This window comes from Natronotalea proteinilytica (genome assembly GCF_055379935.1).
In genome coordinates, this window is record NZ_AP043947.1 from 854355 (window position 1) to 875829 (window position 21475).

Annotated in this window: 18 protein-coding genes; 9 read left to right on the plus strand and 9 right to left on the minus strand. The window is 56.1% G+C overall.

All coding sequences use genetic code 11. The annotated features are described in order from the left end of the window. Window positions 1–22 precede the first annotated feature (22 nt). The 4 genes from ACZ5AL_RS03640 (at window position 23) to ACZ5AL_RS03655 (ending at window position 4248) form a co-directional block, all read left to right on the plus strand. Complete coding sequence (locus ACZ5AL_RS03640) at window positions 23–1084, plus strand: formylglycine-generating enzyme family protein (RefSeq protein ID WP_464512241.1); 1062 nt, start codon at window positions 23–25, stop codon at window positions 1082–1084. Between the two features lie 211 nt (window positions 1085–1295). Beyond that, the gene (locus tag ACZ5AL_RS03645; protein ID WP_464512243.1) at window positions 1296–1964 is read left to right on the plus strand and encodes a hypothetical protein; all 669 of its coding nucleotides are present in this window, start codon (window positions 1296–1298) and stop codon (window positions 1962–1964) included. Between the two features lie 137 nt (window positions 1965–2101). Next, the gene (locus ACZ5AL_RS03650; protein ID WP_464512244.1) at window positions 2102–3112 is read left to right on the plus strand and encodes a hypothetical protein; all 1011 of its coding nucleotides are present in this window, start codon (window positions 2102–2104) and stop codon (window positions 3110–3112) included. Window positions 3113–3438: 326 nt separating this feature from the next. Then, window positions 3439–4248 carry a hypothetical protein gene (locus tag ACZ5AL_RS03655; RefSeq protein WP_464512245.1) on the plus strand — a complete coding sequence of 270 codons (810 nt, stop codon included), beginning with the start codon at window positions 3439–3441 and terminating at the stop codon, window positions 4246–4248. A gap of 565 nt (window positions 4249–4813) precedes the next feature. Here the strand turns inward: ACZ5AL_RS03655 and ACZ5AL_RS03660 are convergent. From ACZ5AL_RS03660 to ACZ5AL_RS03685, 6 genes are all read right to left on the minus strand, one after another. Continuing rightward, a complete protein-coding gene (locus tag ACZ5AL_RS03660) occupies window positions 4814–5218 on the minus strand; it encodes an ExbD/TolR family protein (protein WP_464512246.1) in 405 nt (134 codons plus the stop codon). A 44-nt stretch (window positions 5219–5262) separates the two neighbouring features. Next, on the minus strand, window positions 5263–5961 hold the full coding sequence (locus ACZ5AL_RS03665; protein WP_464512247.1) for a MotA/TolQ/ExbB proton channel family protein: 699 nt from the start codon (window positions 5959–5961) through the stop codon (window positions 5263–5265). Window positions 5962–5997: 36 nt separating this feature from the next. After that, window positions 5998–7287, minus strand: coding sequence for an SPOR domain-containing protein (locus ACZ5AL_RS03670; protein ID WP_464512249.1), 1290 nt, complete (start codon window positions 7285–7287; stop codon window positions 5998–6000). 16 nt (window positions 7288–7303) lie between these two features. Further along, window positions 7304–7531 (minus strand): HU family DNA-binding protein, encoded by a 228-nt coding sequence (locus ACZ5AL_RS03675; RefSeq protein WP_464512250.1) that lies wholly within the window; start codon window positions 7529–7531, stop codon window positions 7304–7306. 123 nt (window positions 7532–7654) lie between these two features. Continuing rightward, window positions 7655–9385, minus strand: a complete 1731-nt coding sequence (locus tag ACZ5AL_RS03680; RefSeq protein ID WP_464512251.1) for a TonB-dependent receptor — start codon at window positions 9383–9385, stop codon at window positions 7655–7657. A 52-nt stretch (window positions 9386–9437) separates the two neighbouring features. Beyond that, window positions 9438–12413 carry a tetratricopeptide repeat protein gene (locus ACZ5AL_RS03685; RefSeq protein ID WP_464512253.1) on the minus strand — a complete coding sequence of 992 codons (2976 nt, stop codon included), beginning with the start codon at window positions 12411–12413 and terminating at the stop codon, window positions 9438–9440. A gap of 181 nt (window positions 12414–12594) precedes the next feature. Here ACZ5AL_RS03685 and ACZ5AL_RS03690 point away from each other — a divergent pair, with 181 nt between their 5' ends. The 3 genes from ACZ5AL_RS03690 (at window position 12595) to folB (ending at window position 14444) form a co-directional block, all read left to right on the plus strand. Beyond that, window positions 12595–12999, plus strand: a complete 405-nt coding sequence (locus ACZ5AL_RS03690; RefSeq protein WP_464512254.1) for a hypothetical protein — start codon at window positions 12595–12597, stop codon at window positions 12997–12999. A gap of 102 nt (window positions 13000–13101) precedes the next feature. Then, window positions 13102–14034 carry a PfkB family carbohydrate kinase gene (locus ACZ5AL_RS03695; protein ID WP_464512255.1) on the plus strand — a complete coding sequence of 311 codons (933 nt, stop codon included), beginning with the start codon at window positions 13102–13104 and terminating at the stop codon, window positions 14032–14034. 47 nt (window positions 14035–14081) lie between these two features. After that, window positions 14082–14444, plus strand: coding sequence for a dihydroneopterin aldolase (gene folB, locus ACZ5AL_RS03700; RefSeq protein ID WP_464512257.1), 363 nt, complete (start codon window positions 14082–14084; stop codon window positions 14442–14444). A gap of 583 nt (window positions 14445–15027) precedes the next feature. Here folB and ACZ5AL_RS03705 read toward each other — a convergent pair. From ACZ5AL_RS03705 to lnt, 3 genes are read right to left on the minus strand one after another with little or no spacing between them, the layout of a single operon-like run. Beyond that, window positions 15028–15783 carry a type 1 glutamine amidotransferase gene (locus ACZ5AL_RS03705; RefSeq protein WP_464512258.1) on the minus strand — a complete coding sequence of 252 codons (756 nt, stop codon included), beginning with the start codon at window positions 15781–15783 and terminating at the stop codon, window positions 15028–15030. Next, a complete protein-coding gene (locus ACZ5AL_RS03710) occupies window positions 15780–16400 on the minus strand; it encodes a Maf family protein (RefSeq protein ID WP_464512260.1) in 621 nt (206 codons plus the stop codon). Before ACZ5AL_RS03710 ends, ACZ5AL_RS03705 begins: the two co-directional genes overlap by 4 nt. A 26-nt stretch (window positions 16401–16426) precedes the next feature. Then, window positions 16427–17965, minus strand: coding sequence for an apolipoprotein N-acyltransferase (gene lnt, locus ACZ5AL_RS03715; protein WP_464512261.1), 1539 nt, complete (start codon window positions 17963–17965; stop codon window positions 16427–16429). Between the two features lie 81 nt (window positions 17966–18046). Between lnt and ACZ5AL_RS03720 the strand changes: the two genes are divergently transcribed. Together ACZ5AL_RS03720 and ACZ5AL_RS03725 are read left to right on the plus strand one after the other, a co-directional pair. Then, on the plus strand, window positions 18047–18883 hold the full coding sequence (locus ACZ5AL_RS03720) for a ParA family protein (RefSeq protein ID WP_464512262.1): 837 nt from the start codon (window positions 18047–18049) through the stop codon (window positions 18881–18883). Next, window positions 18880–21396, plus strand: a complete 2517-nt coding sequence (locus ACZ5AL_RS03725) for a penicillin acylase family protein (RefSeq protein ID WP_464512264.1) — start codon at window positions 18880–18882, stop codon at window positions 21394–21396. The genes ACZ5AL_RS03720 and ACZ5AL_RS03725 overlap by 4 nt, the downstream gene beginning before the upstream one ends. The last annotated feature ends 79 nt before the right edge of the window (window positions 21397–21475 follow it).

The following is a 21475-nucleotide window of genomic DNA, read 5'->3' on the forward strand; positions in this document are numbered from 1 at the left end:
CATTGCTGACTAATTTACAGGTATGAAGACCCCAAACGATAAATCGGTACATTGGCTTTTATCTTCCGCACTCGTTGCTGGTACAAGCCTATTTTTGCTGGTCGCAACGCTCGGTATGGTGTCTAACGCCACTTTCGATGGAGATGGAGAGGTGGATAATGAACTGCAGCCCATGGTCGCAGATGCTATGCTTCCGAGCCTAAATCCTGATGACCCACATACGTACGGCGATATGGTCCGTATGCCCACGGGCACCTTCATTATGGGCTTAACGGATGAAGATGTACATGATCGTGAGGAAGCTGGACGTGTGGTGCTTGCAATGAGTCAGTACTACATTGACCGATTTGAAGTCACAAATCGGGAATATCTAGAGTTTGTTCTAGATCGAAACGATCGAAACTTGCTTCCTGATGCTGATGCTTGGGGAGGAGATGAGGATGCTCGAAATAGCTATATAACCCAGTCTCAGTTTGAAGATTATCCTGTCATTGGTGTAACATGGGAGAATGCACGTGCATTCTGTGAATGGAATGGAAACCGTCGCCTTCCTACTGAAGCCGAGTGGGAATATGCCGCACGGGCCGGCCAGGTTGGAGCTGTATATCCATGGCGTGGGTTTAGAGCCACTGATGAACGAGGGCGCTACCTTGCTAACTTTAGCCCTGAAGGAAATCCAGCTGCTACAGGGTACTCAAACGTAGCTCCAGTCGGTGCATTTCCTCCTAATCGATGGGGAATACATGACATGGCTGGAAATGCTGCCGAGTGGGTTGAAGATGCATACAGTTCAACCTATGATCACTACGATAATGAGGCAGAGCCTACCGCTTTCCACGACGAATCTCAAGAAGATCGCGTTGTTCGGGGTGGGTCTTGGTCATCAAACTCATTCGATATCGGTGTAGGTGTTCGAGATTCGCATCACAAAGATAGAGGAAGTCGAGAAATTGGCTTTAGATGTGCGGCTGATCTCACGGTAGTAGAAGGTGATACAGGCACTGACCTTGCTCTTCCTCCTGCCGCTGATGATCCCGACGAGGAGGAGGACGACGAAGAGCCCGATGATCTTTTCGACGACTAACAAGTGAGATAAAGAGATCGGTGCGTTTTCTAACCCTGCTATCCCTTACCGACGGTGTTACCAATTAGACGTTGCATAGCCATGTAAAACAATCCAGAAGCCTTCTCTGTAATCTTAGTAACTAGGGTAACCCCTTTTTTGCTACTGAAGTTGTCTTCAGTATGCTTTAATCACCCGCTGTAACCGATTTACCGAAACATACCTTGATCTCATGGCCAGTAATAGAAAGGAATACATTTTCGAGCTCGTAACAAAAGTGCTCGGATTCTTTATTGGAATATTTGGCTCTGCTGCTATTCTTGGGGTCTTTTTCAAGATCTGGGATAACCCTGCTGGCGAGCCCTACGCAGACACCTTCATGGTTGTAGGGTTTCTTGGCGAGGCTGGTGCCTTTATTATCATGGGTATACTAGAGCTTGCTCAAGCATTTGTGATGGAACCCTTTGAAGAAACTGAAGAAGGCCAGAAAGCAGGGGCAGGTGCAGCAGCAGGTGGAGGCGCTGCCGTTGTACAGGCCGCTCAAGGGCCTGCACCGAGTGCATCCGCTCGCAAAATGATGGAAAAGAAGGTCAACGATGACCTAAATGTCATGATGAGCGCGCTTGGCAAAGAAATTAAGCAGTTCGGGGGTGAAATCCATGACATGGCAGGTGAAATGAAGCGTGCTCGCGTCGCTGTCAAAGATATGCGTACCAAGCTTTCGGAGGTTGCTAGCGGTGAACTTGCCGAAGATGCGAGCCGACTGGGCGAAGGTATGCGTACGCTGGGTAGTGAAATGGAAGGGGCCGGTGAAACGGTTGAAACCATGCGCAATGATCTGGACGATATGCTTGAGCGCTTTCGTACTTTCAATGAGTCGGGAAGTAACGGCAGTAAGTAGCTGCTTTACAATGAGGCTGGCAGCAATAGTGTCAGGCCGCACCCACCAGTAGTGCTCAATACGTACATCTTAAAGCCAAGGTAGAGAATCCCATGGGAGACGCAACAATACGAGTAAAGACGCTAAGGTACCAGATTATGCTGGCCTTGTATCTTCCCATCCTGCTCTATGCGATGAGCACATTCGATATTGAGGAAGATACAGCATATTTTCGTAGTATTGAGTCTATTGTGGTCGGTCAAGACAACATGGTGTTGGGGCAGACCCATCAAGCTGGGGCATACCTTGCTGCTGCTCCTACTGAGTACGAAATCGAGTCGCTTGACGAATTATTGCGTGTCGAAGAGATCGAGGATGAAGATGGCCGTACCCGTTCTGTTCTTAGAATGGATACTGGCAACCTTTTGGAAGAAGGACAAAACGAGCGAGACGTAACCTATCAAGCTTTGCTAACTTACACTACTGTGGATGGAGAGCAAGCCACTGAAGAGATTGAAGGCGGCTTTACCGTGCGGCGTCCTGAGGTAATCGGGCAAACCGTTGCTGCCGATGCAATTTACCGACAAGTGCGTAATGAGGTGCGTATTCAAGTACCCGGGCTTGAAGGCGAACGGCTTCGTCTTGAAGCTGCAGGACAGTCAGCAGAAGGCACAACCTTGCAGTTAAGTCCTTCATCGGGCGAATCCATTGAGGTCATGGCCTATCTGATTCAAGAGGACGGTGATGATGTACCGCTTGGAAGTCAAGAGTTTGGAATCATCGATCCCCCCAATCCGTCGTTAAATCTTGCCGATCAGGATGGTCAGCGTATTGATGCAGGAGATCGAATCGGAACGTCTGCAACGGTAACCTTCAATGTCGAGCCAGATGCAGAATTTGCGAGCCGGTACAGTGCCGATGCCAACTACGAAGTCGGTGAAGTAGAGGTTCTTTATCAGGATGGTATTGGCTTTAGTCGTCTGGGCACCTTTCAGCCTGATGCAAACGGCCAACTCAATCTTCGAAACGATCTTCAGCGACAAGGAGCTCTCTCCGGAGGGGTCAATTTAGCGTTCCGTGTGAACTCAGTTAATCGGATCAACCATGCTGGTACTCGCATTCCTGTCCCCATTGAACAAATGACATCCTCATTCAACGCGAGCCTGTAGAGTTTTAGACTTGGCTCTTAGGTTGTCGTCTTGAAAACCATGAAAAAGGAGAGTCTCATACAGGTGGGGCTCTCCTTTCGTTGAAAAAGGCACGACGGGTTCTTCTATAATGTATAATGTGCTTTAATGCGTCTCTATTTTAGAGCGCATGGGTGTATATAGGAATGTACAATAAAGAAAGGGCATGACATGAGATTCCCTGGGTATGTCGAAAAAAGCAACCTGGACCGCTTTTTGATACGAATGCTAAGTGCCTAGCTTTGTAGGTTCTACTGAGTAGTGGACGACCCCTTTTGTTAACCTCGATCCCAATCCGTTATACTGACATGCTTCTACGAAATACAATTTACAGCAGCTTTGCCCTTCTACTTGGACTGTTCCTTTTTCAGGCTCAGTTGCAAACGGCGCAAGCGCAGTGGTCTTCTAATGTGCAAATTGGTGTACCTGCTGCACCAACCCAAAGCGTCAATCAAGATGAGGATCAAGAACTGGTCTTTTCTGGAGTTAATTTTCAACATCGTGACCACGTTGGAGCAGCTCTTGAAGGGATGTACAATATCATCCGCAATGAAGATATAGAACTTACCTATCTTCTGAGAGACGATGAGGTCTCCATGACGGTGTCGGAGATCGAGGATGCGATGGCGATGGATGGCGATTTCAATGTTTTTGCCTTGTATGAGGAAGACCCATCCATCACATATTACATGACCTATGATCTTCGAATGACGCGGCGTGGGGCCCGCCAACAAATAGAAGAGTTGCTCATCGTTATTGAGGAAAGAGATGGAGTTCCTGTCGAAGTAGCTAAAATAACCGACGGAGACCTTATCGAGTCAATCCTCAATACGGGAACGGTACAAGATGATGTTTTCAATCTTGAAAGCACCGTTCCATACCAAGATATTCTAGCTTTCGAGGTTATCTCGATGGATCCGCGACGTGAAATATTCGCCCAAGAAGTAAACGGGTTTGGAGTTGATGAAGTCATCGCTAGCGGTGCTGTTGACGTAGACCAGAACGCCTCTGACGGATTTGATGAAGGCGAAGATGAGTTTGGCGAAAGTCAAGGACGTTCTGCAGAACGAGCTGTGCTTGAGGCCGTCCTTGACCAATGGAGACAACGTCAGGGCTAAACCTCTTTCTACGTGCTGTTTCTGATGATACTTTCGTGTCGCAGACTTTGAAAAGAGCGGATCTCGCTCACTCTTAAAAGCTAGTACGGCGATTGCATCCGATCGCAGAAAGACCCCTTCCAGCAGTCTCGCTCTTTGCTGGAAGGGGTCTTTCTATGTCTAAGCGATAGAGTAGTGGATAGACGTCAAGAGACATTGTATCTTCGTTTTGGTCGAACCGCTTGTCATCGCGAGAAGAGAGCCTACAACCGACGTCGTGATTACTTTTAGGACATCTCAATAGATGCTCTAGAAGCACTCGTCCGCTGTGTCCAGAGCGCGTCGTGGGTAGTGTTCATTGCAATGAGATGTTAGTTAAACGATACGTTTGTGTATCTACTTAATCACGTATCAACTGAACCGCCACCAAGAATAGGTTCTCGGGTGAGGTGAGAAAAAAGCAATACAAACCACGGGCGTTTATGAGGTGCAGCAGTTTATCCGATATGAAACCGCCTCTGTAAGCACTGCAGCGATGTCCATTACCTCCTTTTCCTATTATCAAACCGCATCCGTGAAGGCGATATCAGCTTGATCTTCGTTCGGTTGCCATTAGGACCCGAAGTTCAAGTGCCTGAGCCGCAGAAGCGACATTTGCGAATTGAGCAATGGTAGCGCCCTGGTCGGCACGTAGGACGACCGTTGTGGTCTCAGGCGTACGTGCTTCTCGAATACGATCTACAAGTTGGGCTTCTTCAACGGGGTTGCCATCAACGAAGTAGGTTCCGTCGTCGGTGAGAGAGACGGTGATATACTGCTGTTCGACAGGGGCAGATGAATCCACCTCGGGTAAGGTGACTTGAATACCAAGTTGTGGAACGAAGCTGGAAGTGAGGAGGAAAAAAATCAGAAGCAGCAGTACGACATCTGTCATACCGGCTAAACTGATTGAAGAAACGGGGGGGCGTGAAGGAGCAAAGTCAAAGGCCATAGCAACTGAAGCTTAAGTAGAAGCAGTCATGATCTGGAAGCCAGTCACGAAACTGGTTCTTGAAGCAAGTCAATAAAGTCAGTCGCTGAGCGCTCCATATCGTTGGTAAGACGCTTGATACGGTCAAGCAGGTAGTTGTAGGCCAGCGAAGCCAGTATACCCACGAAGAGCCCTGCAGCTGTTGTAATAAGTGCTTCCCAAATTCCGCCAGCCAGCACGCTTGGGTTTACATTGCCCTGCAAAGACTGAATATCTTGAAAGGCCCGAATCATACCCAACACGGTTCCAAAAAAGCCAAGCATTGGCGCTACACTTGCAATGCTGGCAAGCATATTGGTCCGCTTCTCTAGGAGAAAGGTTTCGTGTTTGCCAGCGGCCTGGACCGCGTCTTGAATCTCGGAAATAGGGCGTCCCAGCCGTTCCAACCCCTGCCTTAAGATACGAGTAATGGGCACGTCTTTGCGGCTACAGTAAGAGAGCGCCCCGTCAATGTCATTGGCTCGGATGTAGTCGCGCACTTGATTCGTAATTGCATCCGGGTTGCTCGCAGCTTGACGAATGGTAATAAGCCGCTCAATAAATAAGTAGATGGCAATAAACGAAAGCAATAAGATAGGAATCATCACCCATCCGCCCTGAATCAAAATGTCAAGGACGGACATGGCCCCTTCTTCTGAAGCTGCTGCCAATGTGTCTTCAGCAACAGAAGCGTCTTCGGGGGTAGACTGCAGGGCGAACTTCATAAGCACAGGGTACAACAAATCAGTTCAGGGTGTGAATTAGGGCTCTAGTTGAAGGCTCCAGGCGTCTTCAGGGAGACGATCTTCATACGTTTCGCGAATCTCTTGAGCTGCCGTACGAGATTCAAATTGACCTACGACAACGCGATACCGCATGGTTCCATCTCCTGCTGGACTGGGAAAAATATCGACAGGCAGGTTTGTTTCCTGAAGAGCTCCGGCGAACTCATCTCGAATGGAGCGAGCCTCTTCCTCATCAGGGCGAGATGCAACAACGAGCGTCCACCCGCCAGCTGTCAGATCAATGGCAGGAGGGGGATCAGCATCCGGATCGGTATCTGGATCTGCATTGGTACCTGGATCTTCAGCAGGCGAAGGGGTTTCGCCATTGGTAGGCTCAGGCTCGGAAGCGGCCGTCATGCGTTCGACGACATCGAGCGGACCTGGAACGGTGCCTCGCTCTCCGAGCACGATCCACGTTGCGGCCGCTACAAGAAAAACAGCAAGCAAGCCTACAAGGAGTCTAGAGCGGTTACTGGAGGAGCTTCCCGGCGGTTCGTCGGGTGGTGGAGGGGACTTTGAAGGGCTTTGGGCAGAGGAAGAGGGTGACGCTGAGGCTGGCTCTGAGCGAGAGGGTTGATCTGCCGAAGAACTAGAAGGCGCCGTGCGCGATTCTTCAGGACGCGGCGCGCTGCTACTCTCTGTGTGGTCAGATAGCTGCTCTTCAATAGGAGCATCATGATCGATATCGTTAAACGCAACAGTAGACAGATCCCATTCACGGTCGCGACTCCAGAAGTCATCGTCGATTTCCTCGTCCAGGTCACTGTCCATGTCTTTGTCGGACGCAGAGGATGATGCAGAACCAGGAACATTAAACTGTGCCGTGTCGGCGTTTGCCGCATCTGTGCTTGACGAAGTAGACGCGGACGAAGGTGGTGATGACTGCATGGCAGCCCCCCAAAGGCTTCCCGAATCAGGAGCCTCCGAAGGCGACGCAGCAGCGTCTTCCTCTACATCAGAAGGCTTCGTCTCTGTAGTGGTTGAGGGGGCATCGGTAGAGGCCGGGGAGGCTGAACCTGCCGCAGGTTCTTCGTGGAGCCCTTCGTAAGGACGGTTCGCGGCTTCTTTGAGCGCATCGGCAGGTTCAAACCTGAGCGTACCATCTTCGTCAGTAGCAAATGTACCGAGGTCAGGAATGCGCACACCAGAATCGCTAGACTGGGCGCGGCTACGCACCTGATTGAGGAGTGCTTCCATAAGGGGACCTGCCTCGGACTCGGACAGATCAAGGTAGTCAGCCAGTCGGGAGAGCAGTCGGTCAGACATAAGGAGGTAGCGCTATTCAGTCAGCAGCAGACGAGTTTTTAGGCACGAAGACGACCGTGCGTTGAGGCGGCACCCATGCAGCATCGTTGGACTGTGCAGCATCCGTCTTGGAGCTGGGTTTGTGCTCCACTTTTAAGACACCAAGGCCTGGCAGTTCAACGCTACGCCCCTCGGCGAGCTCGTCTTGAACTGCGGTGGCAAATGCCTCGATGATGGCTTTTGGGGAAGGTTGGGCCATAGCCATACAGGAAAAATTGGAGTTATAGTGAATGGCTGCACTATAGACTACCACATTTCTAGTCCATCGTCAATGCATAACCGAGCCAAATGTCCAGAAAACCTGTTTTTGATGGTATAATGAGTGTTTTTACCAGAGAAGCCGAACGCCGCCGCCGATACGAGCAGTGGGTTGTGGGTATCCAGGCCATTCTTGCACCTCGTTTGAACCGAGGTCTTTAACATATCCGGTTACTTCTAAGTTAGGCGTGATCTGCACGTCTCCGGAAAGCCCAAGCGCAACAAAGCCAGGAACAGTTGTGGTTCCGTCATTATCCAGGTCGCGCGGGCCTTGTCCATGCATGTGCAGTTGGATACGAGCTTGACGATCAGCAAACTGATAGCCTACGGTAGCTTCGCCGCGAGCACGCGCAACAAGAGGAAGTCCATCTGCTTGCTCAATAGATCCATCTGTATATTGGAGATGGAGCGTTCCAAACCAGGGTGACAGCGCTTGTAGCGTAGCATCAATCCCGATGTGGCGGGTGTCCGATTCGAATGAGTTTGGCGTGTAGAGGCCGTTGTCAAACGCGAAAAACATGCGTTGTGGACTCCGTTGGATACCAGCATGTAGATCGAGGGTTAAAGGTCCTGGCGTCCATATAAGTCCGGCAGTTGTGTTGAGGGTGTGCACGGTGGCTCCCGCCCCAGGATCGGTAATCGTGTAGGGGTTCGTATCAAATAGAGTCGAGGGCGTGTGGAGCGTAAGTGTTGGAGTCTGGTCGGCGTAGACTGTCCAACCAGGGGTAGGGTGCCACTTGACATGGGCGTAGGGAGCCCCGTATGTGTTCGAAAGGCTTGAGGAAGCGGAAAACGCATAGGGTGCATCAACAGCAACATTCATGAAGGTAAAACCAGCCTCTACGTGAACATCAGGACTGTCGACTAAATGGGCGGTGGTGTGGAGAAGTCCGCTTCTTGCATCGGCAGCAAAGGCTGGTTCACCATTGAGGCCGGCCAGTGTTGTGCGTCCATCGAGTCGTAGATCGAAGATGTTGAGGGGGAACGTTACGTTGAGCTGACTGGTGAACTGCTGAGTCGTACGGCTTTCCCCAGGTGTTGGTAAGCCCGTTCCGGGCGCCGTATCGTTGTCGGCGTCGAAGGTGGCGGTGTGCGCTTCATATCCGGCCGAGAAGGTAACGGGCACGTTGCCATAAATATCGAGGGTGTGATGGGTGCCAACTTGGGTGCTCGTTCGGGCTGGCGATTCAAAGGCCGATACGTTGGCGAGACCGTAGAGCGATCGGTCGGTATAGGCGCCATCAATGGCAGAGCGCCATCCCCATGATCCTCCGCGATGCTCCAGGTCTAGTGCGCCATCGAACACGTTATACGTGGTACGCAGCGCGCTTTCCTCGAAAGGAGAGCTACCCCGCATGCCTTCATATTCGGCATCCAGGTTGATGTGGGTAGTCCTGCTTACAGGCAGTTGAAAGTGCGCGTGAGCAAGCCGTTCGGTGAAGCGGCCGCCGGATGCTTCGAGGAAGCCGTTTATGCCATCGAGTGGAGACTCGGGCATGCCAGCAAGATCTCTGCTAAAGTCCGGCGGGTCCAAATCGAGCGGAGGCAGGGCATCGATTTGAAACGTAAAGGGGGTGGCTGGGGGAAGGCCATCTAATGGCAGGGCCTGCACGTTGGTGCGGGGCTGCAACTCATCCAACATGGGGCGTTCTAGCGAGGGAAATACGACGCTGTACTCGCCTCGGATCTCAATTTCACGAGGTGTGATTTCGGGAAGAACGGGCTCATCGTCTTGTGTTTGAGCCAGACTGGCTAACGGGGTGGCAAGAAGTAGGCTGCAGATGAGAACGGCAAAGCGCATAGGGCGAAAAGGCGTTAGAGCACAAAACATGGAGGGAGACCGGGGGGGACAATTACAGGTCTACGCGTTCTTCCTGGGCTTCTTCGGCAAAGGGAGTGCCTCCATACGAACTAATGACGCGGTCGTAGAGGCGCTGTGCTTCACCGGTTTGGCCCATTTGATTGTACGTGCGGGCCTGCTCCAGATAACTTTGCGCAACCCAGTCTGGATAGCCAGAATACAGGGTGGGAATGCGGTCGAGTTCGGTGAGGGCTTCGTTGTGGCGTTCGGTAAGCCGTAGCAAGCGTCCGAGGCGGTACTGGGCTTCGGCTCCGGTTTCGTTCGAGGCGGCGTCTGCGACCTCACGGTACAACCGTTCGGCTGCTTCAAGTTCGTTGCGATCCTCTGCCAGGCGCCCGAGTCCAAGTTGAGCAGAGGTTGCTATGCGGTCTGAGTCACTCGTCTCGGCCAGGGCACGCAGCAGCGTTTCTGCGTCGTTGCGGCGATCGAGGTTCAGCAGTGCTACTGCTTCGCCGTAGCGAGCCCGGGCAATGATGTCGGTTGGGGCTGCTTCGTGATCGGCGGCGCGCTGGTACGCGATAAGCGCTTCGTCGTAGCGTTCAGATTGAGCAAGCAGCTCGCCGAGACGAAGCGATGCATCGGGGACGCGTCGATGGTCTTCATATTCGCCGATGAGTTGCTCGAAGTAAGTGCGCGCTTCATCAGGTTCTTGCTGACTGGCGTGGCCCCGTCCAAGAAGGAAGTAGGCTTCTGGCAGGTACGCATCGGTGTGGGCGGTACGCACAAACTGACGCAGTTGACGCAGCGCCTGGTCGGTATCGCCACTCTGGTAGACAGTCTCAGCCGCACGAAAGCGCAACGCGTCGCGGCGGTTGGGGTCGTCGATCTGGTCGGCAATTTCTTCAATCAGTTCGCTGCCTCCTTCGACATCATCGCGGACGACAAAGATAGATTGGATGCCAGCTGCCGCGTCGGAGAATAAGTCGCTTTCGGGATGATTTTCCAGCACCTGCCGATATGCAGCAATGGCATCGTCCATGTCGCCTCGGTTAAAGTAGGCGTCACCAATGCCGTACTGGGCTCGCGCTGTGAGAGGGTGGTCGGGGTATGAAGCGAGCAACTCGGCATACGAGGAACGAGCCGCCTCGTAGTCCTGCATCTGGAAATAGACGCGTCCACGGCGGTAGAGAGCTTCAGCATGCCAGCGGCTGTCGTCGTCATAGCTGGCAACGAGTTCGTCAAATGCTTCGGTGGCCGACTCTGGATCGTTGAGCAGGTTATAGGCTTCGCCTATTTGGAAGAGAGCATAATCGCGTCCGGTATCCTCTACGTTCTGGTATGCGGCAATGGCACCTTCGTAGCGGCGGAGTGCAAAGTAGCTGTCGCCCAGGCGGAGTTGCGCATCGGCGCGGTAAGGGATGCGCGTGTCGCCGTCATAGGCGTCCAGAAACTGCTGAAAGGCGCTCGCTGCCGATTCGTAGTCTTCCTCTTTAAAATACGACCAGGCAATGGTGTATCGTGCAGCCGCTGCCGACTCGCCCCGGGGCGCCTCGCTTACATAGCGTTGCAAATGCGTGCGTGATTGAGCGTGGGCGCCTTCTTGAAAGAGGCTTTCCCCGGCCCAGAAAAGAGCCTCCTGCCGTTGTTCCACCTGGCCTCGCTCATGGACATTCAAGAACGCGTCGGCGGCGTCACGATATTGCCGACTTTCGTAAAGCGACCAGGCCTGCTGAAACTCAACGGCATCGCGGATAGAGTCGGGCGCTGCGCCACGGTCGATGGCCTCATCAAACGCATCCATGGCGCCAGGCAGGTCCTCGCGTTGCAGGGCTACGTTGCCGAGCATAAGGTGAGCCTGGCCGCGCTTTTCAGAGCCCGCATAGGATCGCAGCAGGCGCTGCATGGTTTGCCCGGCCTGGTCGTAGTCGCCGTCTTGATAGTAGAGGCGTCCGACCTCGAACATGGCCTCATCGGCACGTTCGTCCGAAGGGTTTACATCGATGTAGGCAGCGTAGGCATCACGGGCTTCGTGGGTTCGGCTAACTTGTTGAAGGTTGCGGGCCGCCTCAAACCGGGCAGTTTGGGCTGCTGGATGATCGGAGTTGCCCACCTGGGCAAAGTATTCGGCGGCCTGCTCATGGTTGCCCTGGTGATACGCCGCCCAGCCGAGTCCATATGCGATGGATGCGTCGGGGGAGCCGCCTTCGGTGGCATCGGTGAGGGCGCGCTCGGCGCTGTGCCAGTTGCCCACCTCCAGGTATGCATAGCCAAGCAGTTGATTGGCGCGTGCCGACCGGTGCGAGGCGGCTTCGAGTACGTCGATGGCCTCCTCGTACTGCTCAAGCCGGGCATGCGCTTCGGCGAGGGGGTCACGGGACTCTTCAGCAAAAGGAGAGTCGCTGTACCGGTTGATCACGGTCTGGAACGCACGGGTCGCGTCTTCAGGGCGATCGCGCTGTAGATAGAGCTGGCCGGCTCGAAATGCAGCCTCGGGCGCCTCGGCATGGTCGGGGTGCGATTGCACCAGATCGATATACAGCGAAAGGGCTTCTTGCGAACGGCCTTCGCGGTGGGCGTGTTGAGCGAGGAGCGCCGTAGCCGGGGCGGCTACCTCACTGTCGCCGTCTTCGCGTAGCCGTTCGAGATAGGCCCGCGCGGTGTCTCCATCGCCGCGCTCAAGTGCATCCTCACTGATGGCAAGCAGGAGGCGCCCCGCCTCGGGATGACGCGGGTAGCGGCGCTGCAGCTCTTCCGTGAGGCGAAAGGCCTCTTCGGTACGGTCGAGCGCTTGCATGGAGCGGATCTCCAGATACAGCGCTTCGGGGGCCGCGCTGTGTCGGGGATGAGCCCGCCGAAAGTCGCTTAGCGCGGTTGCCGCCGAGGCGTACAGTCCGCGATCGTACAACGTTTGGGCCCGATCAAAGGCAGAGGCTGGCGAGCCCGACGACTGGCTGAACGCGGAAGCGGGGGCGCCCATCCACATCCCAAAGGCAAGCGCAACAACGAGAAGAGGTACACATCGACGCATGGCACAACTGTCGAATGGCAAGAAATCGAGACGGTAACGCGGAGCGGGCAGATGCAACACATCTCATACACAAGCCGCGAGGAACCAAACACCGTGGGTGCGAAGTTGAGAAAACGGTGCGCATCCCATAACCTACAATGCGCAGCACACATTCACCACATCCACCCACAAAAAATTGGCTATGAACGCTCCTACTTCGAACGCTCCTACTTCGAACGATCCAGACAGCGGCAACGATCCGACTGCCAACGATCCATCAGCCAATGGGCCTTCCGAAGGACCGGCCCCGGACTCCCCATTTAACACATCATCGTCCGAATCCTTCCAGGGACCGCAGCCGGGCGGCGACAATCCGTTCGGCGGCGGCGATCCGTTTCAGGCCGAGGCAGGGGGCAACGATCCGTTTGCTAACGATCCATTTGGCGGGCAAGCGCCTCCGTCCTCAGTAGCTGACGACTGGCGCACCATGGCCATTCCCGCATCCATTGCGGTTGATGTGGCGCGCGACTGGGTTCGTGAGCGCCAAACCGCAACGATGCTTGGCGCGTTTGCGGTAGGCGTGTTTGTCGGAGTGCTTTCCCGTTAAGTCCGGTTTTCATTTGTGTAGAATTCGAACTCGATGCCCAACGTTTGGAAGGGGTATGGGTACGTGTTCTGTTCGTCGCTTATCATTGCCATCTGCTGATCTGTGAGTATACTTGCTGTAGGAACGGTTGCGTTCGATTGCATAGAAACCCCGTTTGGCAACGCGCCCCGCGTGTTGGGGGGCAGCGCCTCGTATCTATCGCTTGCCGCGCAGTATTTCACCAACGACGTACGCCTGGTGGGTATTGTGGGGGGCGATTTTCCAGCGGAGTATCTGCAACTGTTTCGGGATAGCAACATCGACTTGCAAGGCCTTGAGGTGGATGAGGACGGCAAAACCTTTTTGTGGAAGGGCCGCTACCACTACGATCTGAATGAGCGCGACACGCTCGACACGCAACTCAACGTATTGGTTGACTTTAAGCCCACCCTGCCCGAAACGTATCGGAACAGCCGCATCGTGTGTTTGGGGAATCTCGACCCGGCAGTGCAACGTCATGTACTCAGTCAGGTGAACGATCCGGAGTACGTGCTGTGCGACACCATGAACTACTGGATCGAAAACACGCCCGACAGCTTGCGCGAAACCCTCACGCAGGTAGATTGCCTGGTTGTCAACGATTCTGAAGCGCGCGAATTGGCCGAGGAGCCGAATCTGGTGAAGGCGGCGGCGCGCATTCAAAAGATGGGACCCGCAACAGTTATCATTAAGAAAGGCGAACACGGGGCGCTGCTGTTCAACGGCGAGACGGTCTTTAGCGCTCCCGCCTATCCGCTTGAGGACATCGAAGACCCTACCGGCGCAGGCGACACTTTTGCTGGCGGACTCGCGGGCCATCTGGTGCAGGCTGGCAGCTACACGTCGGCTGATCTACGCCGTGGTATTATCTACGGAAGTGCTATGGCGTCTTTTGTGGTGGAGCGTTTTGGGCCCAAGCGCTTGCTTGCCCTCAATTCGGAGCTCATTGTGGAGCGTGCCCGTGCCTTTCGGGAGCTCTCCGCCATTCCTAAGCTCAGCCCTCTGCAGGTCGCGTAGGGCTACTCGTCGTAGCAAACTATCATACAGTCAGGTTCTCGCAAGACATGCAAGGAACGGTACGGCTCGTCAATGCGGTGTTTTATGGCCATCATGGTGTGATGGAGGAGGAGCACCGTCTGGGCGGCCGGTATGAAGTTGATGTGTCTGCTGAGATGGATGTGTCGGATGCTGTGGCGTCGGATAGCTTGCACGACACGGTAAACTACGAAGCGATCTACGACCTGGTCAAAGCACAGGTTACGCAGCACGAATACGCGTTGATTGAGCGACTTGCTGGGCTCATTGCCCAGGAGGTGGGGGCTCAGTATCCCAAGGTAGACGCGGTGGAGGTTACGGTGCGCAAATGCGGCCCTCCCGTAGGCGGGCTGGCCGATCGAGCGGAGGTTACGTTGCGTCATGAGCCGTAGTGGTGTGTCACAGGTCAATCTTCGGGTTGCAACACCCCTACTTTAATGATGTCATCTTGAGCGAAGCGGCTCCGCCTAGGAGACGCGGAGTCCTGACACGAGCGTAGCGACTGACGAACGCAGTGAGTAAAGATCTCCCTCGAAATGAGCAGGGCCACTCGATTGATCAGAGCCTGCTGAGCGTCATGGTTCGACGTGCTCCGGGCTGGGCCCGTCGCGTGCACTCTAAAAGCACTTCTTCCCTGCGGTCAGGGCGCTCACCATGACAGGTTTTTTGGAAGGGGGCTGGGATACAGAGTTTCGGACGGTCTCCATACCCAAACATTCAGATGTGACAGAGCAGTAGTGCTGTGTCACAGATCAATGTTTGGGTTGTACGAGGCCAACGATCCGGCTATATTGCCAAGGGAGATCCCGGCGCTGGGGCGCCTTGGCCGGGATGACTATGCGTGTTGGCAGTTCATGCTCTACCCGAAGATTCAGGTTTACCCTCGTCGCGATGTACAACCGGCATGACCTTCGGCCCCTCTGCGTCGCGACGGATCAGATGGACGCTCTGCGTCCGATGTAAAGGCGTAATCGATTATGCGGCATACTCATGCAAGAAGCGGTGCAGCAGGTCGTCCACCTCTGGGGTGTCGCGGAGGTTGTCGAGCACTTCCTGGAACTCCTTTTCGTCGGGCATGTCGGCGCGGTAGTACTCGCGATATTCGATGAGGCGCTCCCGCTCCCGCTTCGCATCCAGTTCGCTGTGAAACTGCGTGCCATAGAACGGCAACGCTTTCATACGAAACGCCTGGTTGGGCTGCTCATTGGCCGCTAGCGATACTGCGTTGTCAGGCAACTCTACAACCCGGTCGTGATGTCCCATGTTGGCGTGAAATGATTCGGGGAGGGTGCCGAAAAGCGGGTCTTGATGGCCTGCCTCAGTCAGTGAAACCGAGCGACATCCGAGTTCGGCATAGTCGGCATCGTGAATGACGCGTCCGCCAAATGCACGGGCCATGACTTGGTGTCCCCAGCACGATCCAAAGAGCGGAATGGTGCGGTCGGCGATGCTGTGTATAAAGTCGATGAGCGTGCCGATCCACGGGTGATCGTCTTTGGCCGAGTACTCTCCAGCGCCGCCAATAAACACCGCATCTACGTCAGCGAGCAACTCGCGGGGAAGCGGGTCGCGCAGAACACTCCGTGCCGTAAGTTGATCGGGACGAAGGCGCGTGCGCTCTAGAAAGCATGTCTGTTCCTGTCGCTCCATTTGCGCTGAGGTGCGCGCTTGCAACAGCAACACCTGCACATGATGTAGGTCGGGGTCGGGGGTGTAGGTGGCTGGATTCATGGAGCAGTGGTTAGGTCAGAGAAAACAGTGCGGAGGGTGGAGTACAGGGTGCGCAGTGGCAAGCCCATCACATTATAATAGTCACCATGGAGGCGTTCTACAAAAAACGGGGCAATGGCGTCTTGGATGCCGTAGCTTCCGGCTTTGTCAAGCGGAGAGCCGCTGTCTACATAGGTGCTAATCTCAGCATCTGAGAGGGAAGCCATGTAAACGGTGGTGCGCGTTACGGTGGTGGTGCGCCGCCTGGTTGCAGGATGCTGCAGCGCCATACCGGTAAGCACATGATGGCGGTGCCCTTGCAGGCGTTTCAGCATAGCGTGGGCGGCCTCGGAGGTATCAGGCTTGCCAAGGATGTCGCCCTCAAACACGACAATGGTGTCAGCCGCCAGCGTGAGGGCATCGGGATGGGCCTCGGCTACGGGGGTAGCTTTCTGGGCCGCTACCTGCTGAACCGCCGAGGTCGGGCGTGTGTTAGCAGGCCATGTCTCGTCGGCAGGCGATACGGTGGCTTCAAATGGAAGCTCGGCCTGGGTAAGCAACGCACGCCGCCGCGGTGACTGCGAAGCCAGGATGAGCGGCACCTGAAGATGAAATAGCGGCGGGGGGGCGTCGGACATACGGTGTCGATGTTGGGGACAGGAGTTTAGAACTGGCGGCGTATCGTACCCAATACGAGCAGCAGCCCAACAGCGGTCCATGCGATGTCGATGGAGATAGACCGGTGGGTGTACAGTCCGGGCGGCTCGAGAGTAGGAAGCCGGGCCGATGCAACAGCAGCGTCGTTATAGGAAGCCAGTTGCTCCAGGACGCCTGAGGGGTGAATGAGCGTGCTGGGGCCACTCACCGAGGCAATCAGCAAGGGCCGCCCGGTCTCAAAAGCGCGAAGCCGGCTGTACCGGATGTGCTGGCGCGCCGGTTGAGCCTGCTGCCACCACCCCGTTTGGGCAACGGTAACAAGCACATCCATATCGGTTAGGGCCGGCAAGCGGGCAACATATCCCCCAAACAGACTTTCAAAGCACACAAGCGGACCAATGCGTAGCGTTTCGGTGGTGAGAGTGGTCGGCCCCGGTCCGCGCACATAGCGCCGTTCTGGATCCTCCGCAAACTGAAGCAATCGAAGCCGTTCCCACTGCGTCATGCCCGGTACATACTCCACCATCGGAACCAGGTGGTGCTTGTCGTAGCGATGCACTGCGTGGGAGTTGGGGCGCCACAGCAGGGTCGCATTCGTTACCTGGCCAGGAGAATCGGTAGCCGCCACGGCTCCGCTCAATAGAGGAATGTGAACATCGGTAACAAAGGACTGGAGACCGGTTGTGTCAGCCGGATGCAGAGCGGTTTCGGGCCATACGATCAGGTCAGGGCGCTGTGCAGTGGTATCAAGCGCCGTGCGGGTCAGTGCCTCCAAGTGACGGCGGCGGTCTGGACGATCGGCTTCGGCCCAGGTTGTTGGGGAAAGCGCGGGCTGAACGGTCCACACCGTATGGTCGCTGCTAGCAGACGGAGCCGGCGCGGGCTCGGCAAGGCCTACGCCAAGGAGCACAACTACGAGGGTGCCTCCCCCAATGCGGACGGATGTTGAGGCCCGTAACAAGGCCCATCCGGTGGCGTGGGCCGTACCCAGGGCAGCGGTTACGGCAAGCGGTCCGCCCAGGCGAACGAGCGTTGGCGTTCCGGGGCTATCGACAAGGGCATGGGCTGCGGTTCCCCACGGAAAGGCCCAGGGGCCGTACTGCATGGCGGCATCAATCAAGAGCCATCCGCCCACCCATACGGCCAGCCCGGCGAAGCGGCGGTGCCGGCGTGCCAGGAGGCCGCCCGCCCATAGCGGAAGGCTGTACAGCAGCGTGAGCACGCCAAAGGCAGCCAGCCCGGCCTGTATGCCCGTGGTTGACGCATGGTGGATGATCCACGGAAATGCCAAAAGAAAAGCACCAGCATGCACTACAAGTCCTGGACCTACAACCAGGCGAAGCGCGGTGCTTGGAGAGGGCGGTGCGTACATCCATACCATCCAGAGCGGGAGAAACGCGCCCCATCCAAGCGGCCAGATGCCATATCCCAGCGCTGCCCCCCACGCCATAGCGCTTATCACCGCCGCGCCATACGCATAGCGCAGCCACGGGGCGGCAGGTAACGACTTTGAGGCCGGACGCAGCGGGATTGAAAAGGAACGCATCAACAACTCCAGAAAATCATTTGACAGACGAGGCGTGCACGCCTACTTTAGAGAGAGTGTTCTCGACAGGAAGCTTTGTTCATGCGTGTAATTACGTTTTGTAACCATAAAGGAGGCACCGGTAAGACCACAAGCACCATTCACGTGGCTGCAGCGCTTGGGTTATCGGGGTATCGGACGCTTGTTGTGGATCTGGACCCGCAAGGGTTTTTGAGCCAAACGATGGGCGTGGATCCGGACAATCGTCCCGACACCGTACTCTCGCTCTTCGAGCCTGATGCCAGCTTGTGGGAATGCCCCGTGCGCTCGATGAGTGGGTTCGACCTGATTCCATCGTCTGCTCGGATGACGCGCCGGATGCGCGATTTAAATAAGCCCACCGATGCGCTTTGGCTCCGTGAGGCGATGGGGGCCCGCGATGAGGCGCCCTATGATATGGTGCTGTTCGATACGGCTGCGGCTGTAACCGTGTTCAGCCTCAACGCACTCGTCGCCAGCGATCATTCCGTTATTCCGGTGCTGCCCGAGCCGCAAGCAGTGGTGGGTGCCGAGCAGACCTTCCAAACGGTGTCGATGATTCGCAAGAGTCTGAACCCGGCCCTGTATCCTCCCATCTTTTTATTCACTCAGGTGCACAAGCAAAAGCGCGTGCATCGGGCCTACCGTCATTACATCCGCAAAAAGTATAGCCATCGTGTACTGAACACGTACATCGGCACAAGCACATCGCTGACGGAGCCCTGCGATGATGGCGAGACGGTGTTCGACGTGGATCCGTATTCGAGAGGCGCAAAGAGTTACGCCAACGCGACCGATGAACTGCTCGAACGGATGGATGATCTCGAAGACGAAGACGCTCTTCCCGATACCGAGATCATGGCCCCTCCCTCTTCCACGCAAGCCCCATCGGTGTCATGACCAACGCGGTACAGCAAAGCCTGAAGGCTGGCGTCGGCGCGCTCATTCTTGTTGGGCTGTATCTGGGGCTTACCATGTCGTGGGGCGGACTTCCGCCCGTAGAACGCTTTGTCGATCCGGGCGATGGTCTCTGGTATACCGCCCGAACCGCTGAATTACCGTCTTCTGAAAAACGGTTGGCGTTGGACGCGTTGGAGGCGCCCGTCACGGTGGTGCGCGATGAACGCGGCGTTCCGCACATCTACGCTGAGAGCGACCGCGATGCCGTCATTGCTATGGGCTACACGGTGGCCCAAGACCGTCTCTTCCAGATGGAGTTTATCTCGCGCGTGGCCCAGGGAGGGCTTTCGGGGCTGGTCGGTGCCGACATGGCCGAAGCCGATCGTTTCTTGCGTTCCACGGGAATGGAGTGGGGCGCACAGCAAAACATCGACCGGATGGAGGAGGAAGCCGACATCGAGTACGATGCCATGCAATGGTATGCAGACGGGGCCAATGCGTATATCGAGGGACTGCACGAGCGCGACTATCCGCTCGAATACCGCGTGCTCGATACCGCTCCCACCCCACGCGCCCCAATCGATGGACCGCGGTTGGTGCAGTTCATGGCCTATGATCTAACGTACAACAGCGATTCGCCGCTCTATGCCACGCTGCAGGAACGGCTGGTGGCGGACGACTATGCCTCTCTCTACCCCGACCATCCGCCTGGGCTGTATGCTTCCATGTATCCAGAAGGCCAGGCCGAGGCGTCGCACCGCGATGCGATTGAAGGCGCTACCGCCAACAAGGCCGCCCCCGCTTCTCCGTCTGAAGGCGCACTGCATCTCCTACAGGCCCACCACGATGTCCATCAGAGCTTGCAACACACGCTGCTGGAGGGATACCGTTTCGGCAAAGGCTCAAACAACTGGGCGATTGCGCCCGAGCGCAGCGACACCGGGGGCGCGTTGCTGGCTAACGATATGCACCTGGGGTTGAACCTGCCCGCGATCTGGTACGAGGTGCATCTGCACACGCCCACCACACACGTATCTGGACTCACCATTCCGGGGGCGCCCATCATCGTACAAGGTATGAACGATCATGTGGGCTGGGCGCTTACCAATACCGGCGCCGACGTGGTCGATCATTACGCGCTGGAGCTGAATGACGACCGCACCCAGTATCGCTACAACGACGAGTGGCACGATCTGGATATGCAGGTCGATACCCTGTACATGGACGGCAGCACCCCCATCACCGATACGCTGCGCATCAGCCGATGGGGGCCGCTGCTGCATGCACCGTCCGATGCGCTTGAGCTGGCGTCGAACGAAGCCGTGGCGCTGCAGTGGGTGGCCCACCATCCCAATACTACGCTGAAGGCGCTCTGGGCGATCAACCGGGCGACATCCACCGCCGAGATTGACGAGGCGCTGACGGACTGGAGCGCGCCAATGCAAAACATCGCTATGGCGGATACGGACGGAAATATCGGGATGCGTACGGCGGGGCGGCTTCCCGTGCGGGCCTCGGGCACCGGGCGCGGACTGCTGCCGGGCGATACGGACATGCATGAGTGGACGGGCTGGGTGCCGCACGATGAAATGCCGCATGTCCACAATCCAGAGCGAGGCGTTCTTGGGTCGGCCAATCAGGTGCCGGTAGAGACGTCATATCCGCACTACATGGGGCACGACTGGCGCGACGGCCACCGCTCGGTGCGCCTCGATACGTTGCTGGATGCGCAGGAGATGCACACGCTGAACGATATGAAAGCCTATCAGCAGGATGTGGTTGCCATCGACCAGGCGCTGTTTGCCCCGCATATCCAGGCTGTTGATTCCGAGTCGCTTAGCGAGGCGGCTCAGTCTGTACAGTCCACCTTGCTCGAATGGGATGGGGCCGCCACCACCGAGACTCCAGCGGCGCTGCCCATGCAAATCTTTTTACGTACCCTACGTGCTCACGTATGGGACGACCCGGCCTTTGACGGTATGCCCACACCGCAAGATGCCGTGTTGCTACAGTTGCTTGAGGAGGAGCCCGCTGCCCCCTGGTTCAGCCGCGCCGACACCGACGAACTGGAAACCGGCCCGGAGATGATTCAGGCCGCACTGGAAGACACCGCCGATACGCTGGCTGAAGAATATGGCGACTCGCCGGACGACTGGGCCTGGGGGCAGCATCACCAGCTCGTGGTCGATCATCTGCTGGGCGAGGGGCCCTTCGCTGCACTGGGGCGCGGTCCGCACGCCATTCCGAGCTTCGGCACCGCGCTGTTTCAGGCCCCTGGACTGCGCGTAACGGGCACAGCCAGTCAGCGGGCAGTGATGGACTTCTCGGGCGAACGCCCCGAGGCTCATGTGGTGTATCCTGGCGGACAGAGCGGCCACCCGCTGCATCCCACCCACTACGACCTGTTCATGGAGCCCTTTCTGGCAGGCGCCTACTACGTGCAGGCTCGCCCACAGGCCCCCGATGAAATCGAGGCAGCACGTGTCACCAATCGCATGACGCTACAGCCTTAACTCGTAACACGCCGCCTGTGCCCATGTGCGGATGTGAATGTCTTTTCTTATGTTGGGGGCTGTGTTTGCGGAGTACTGC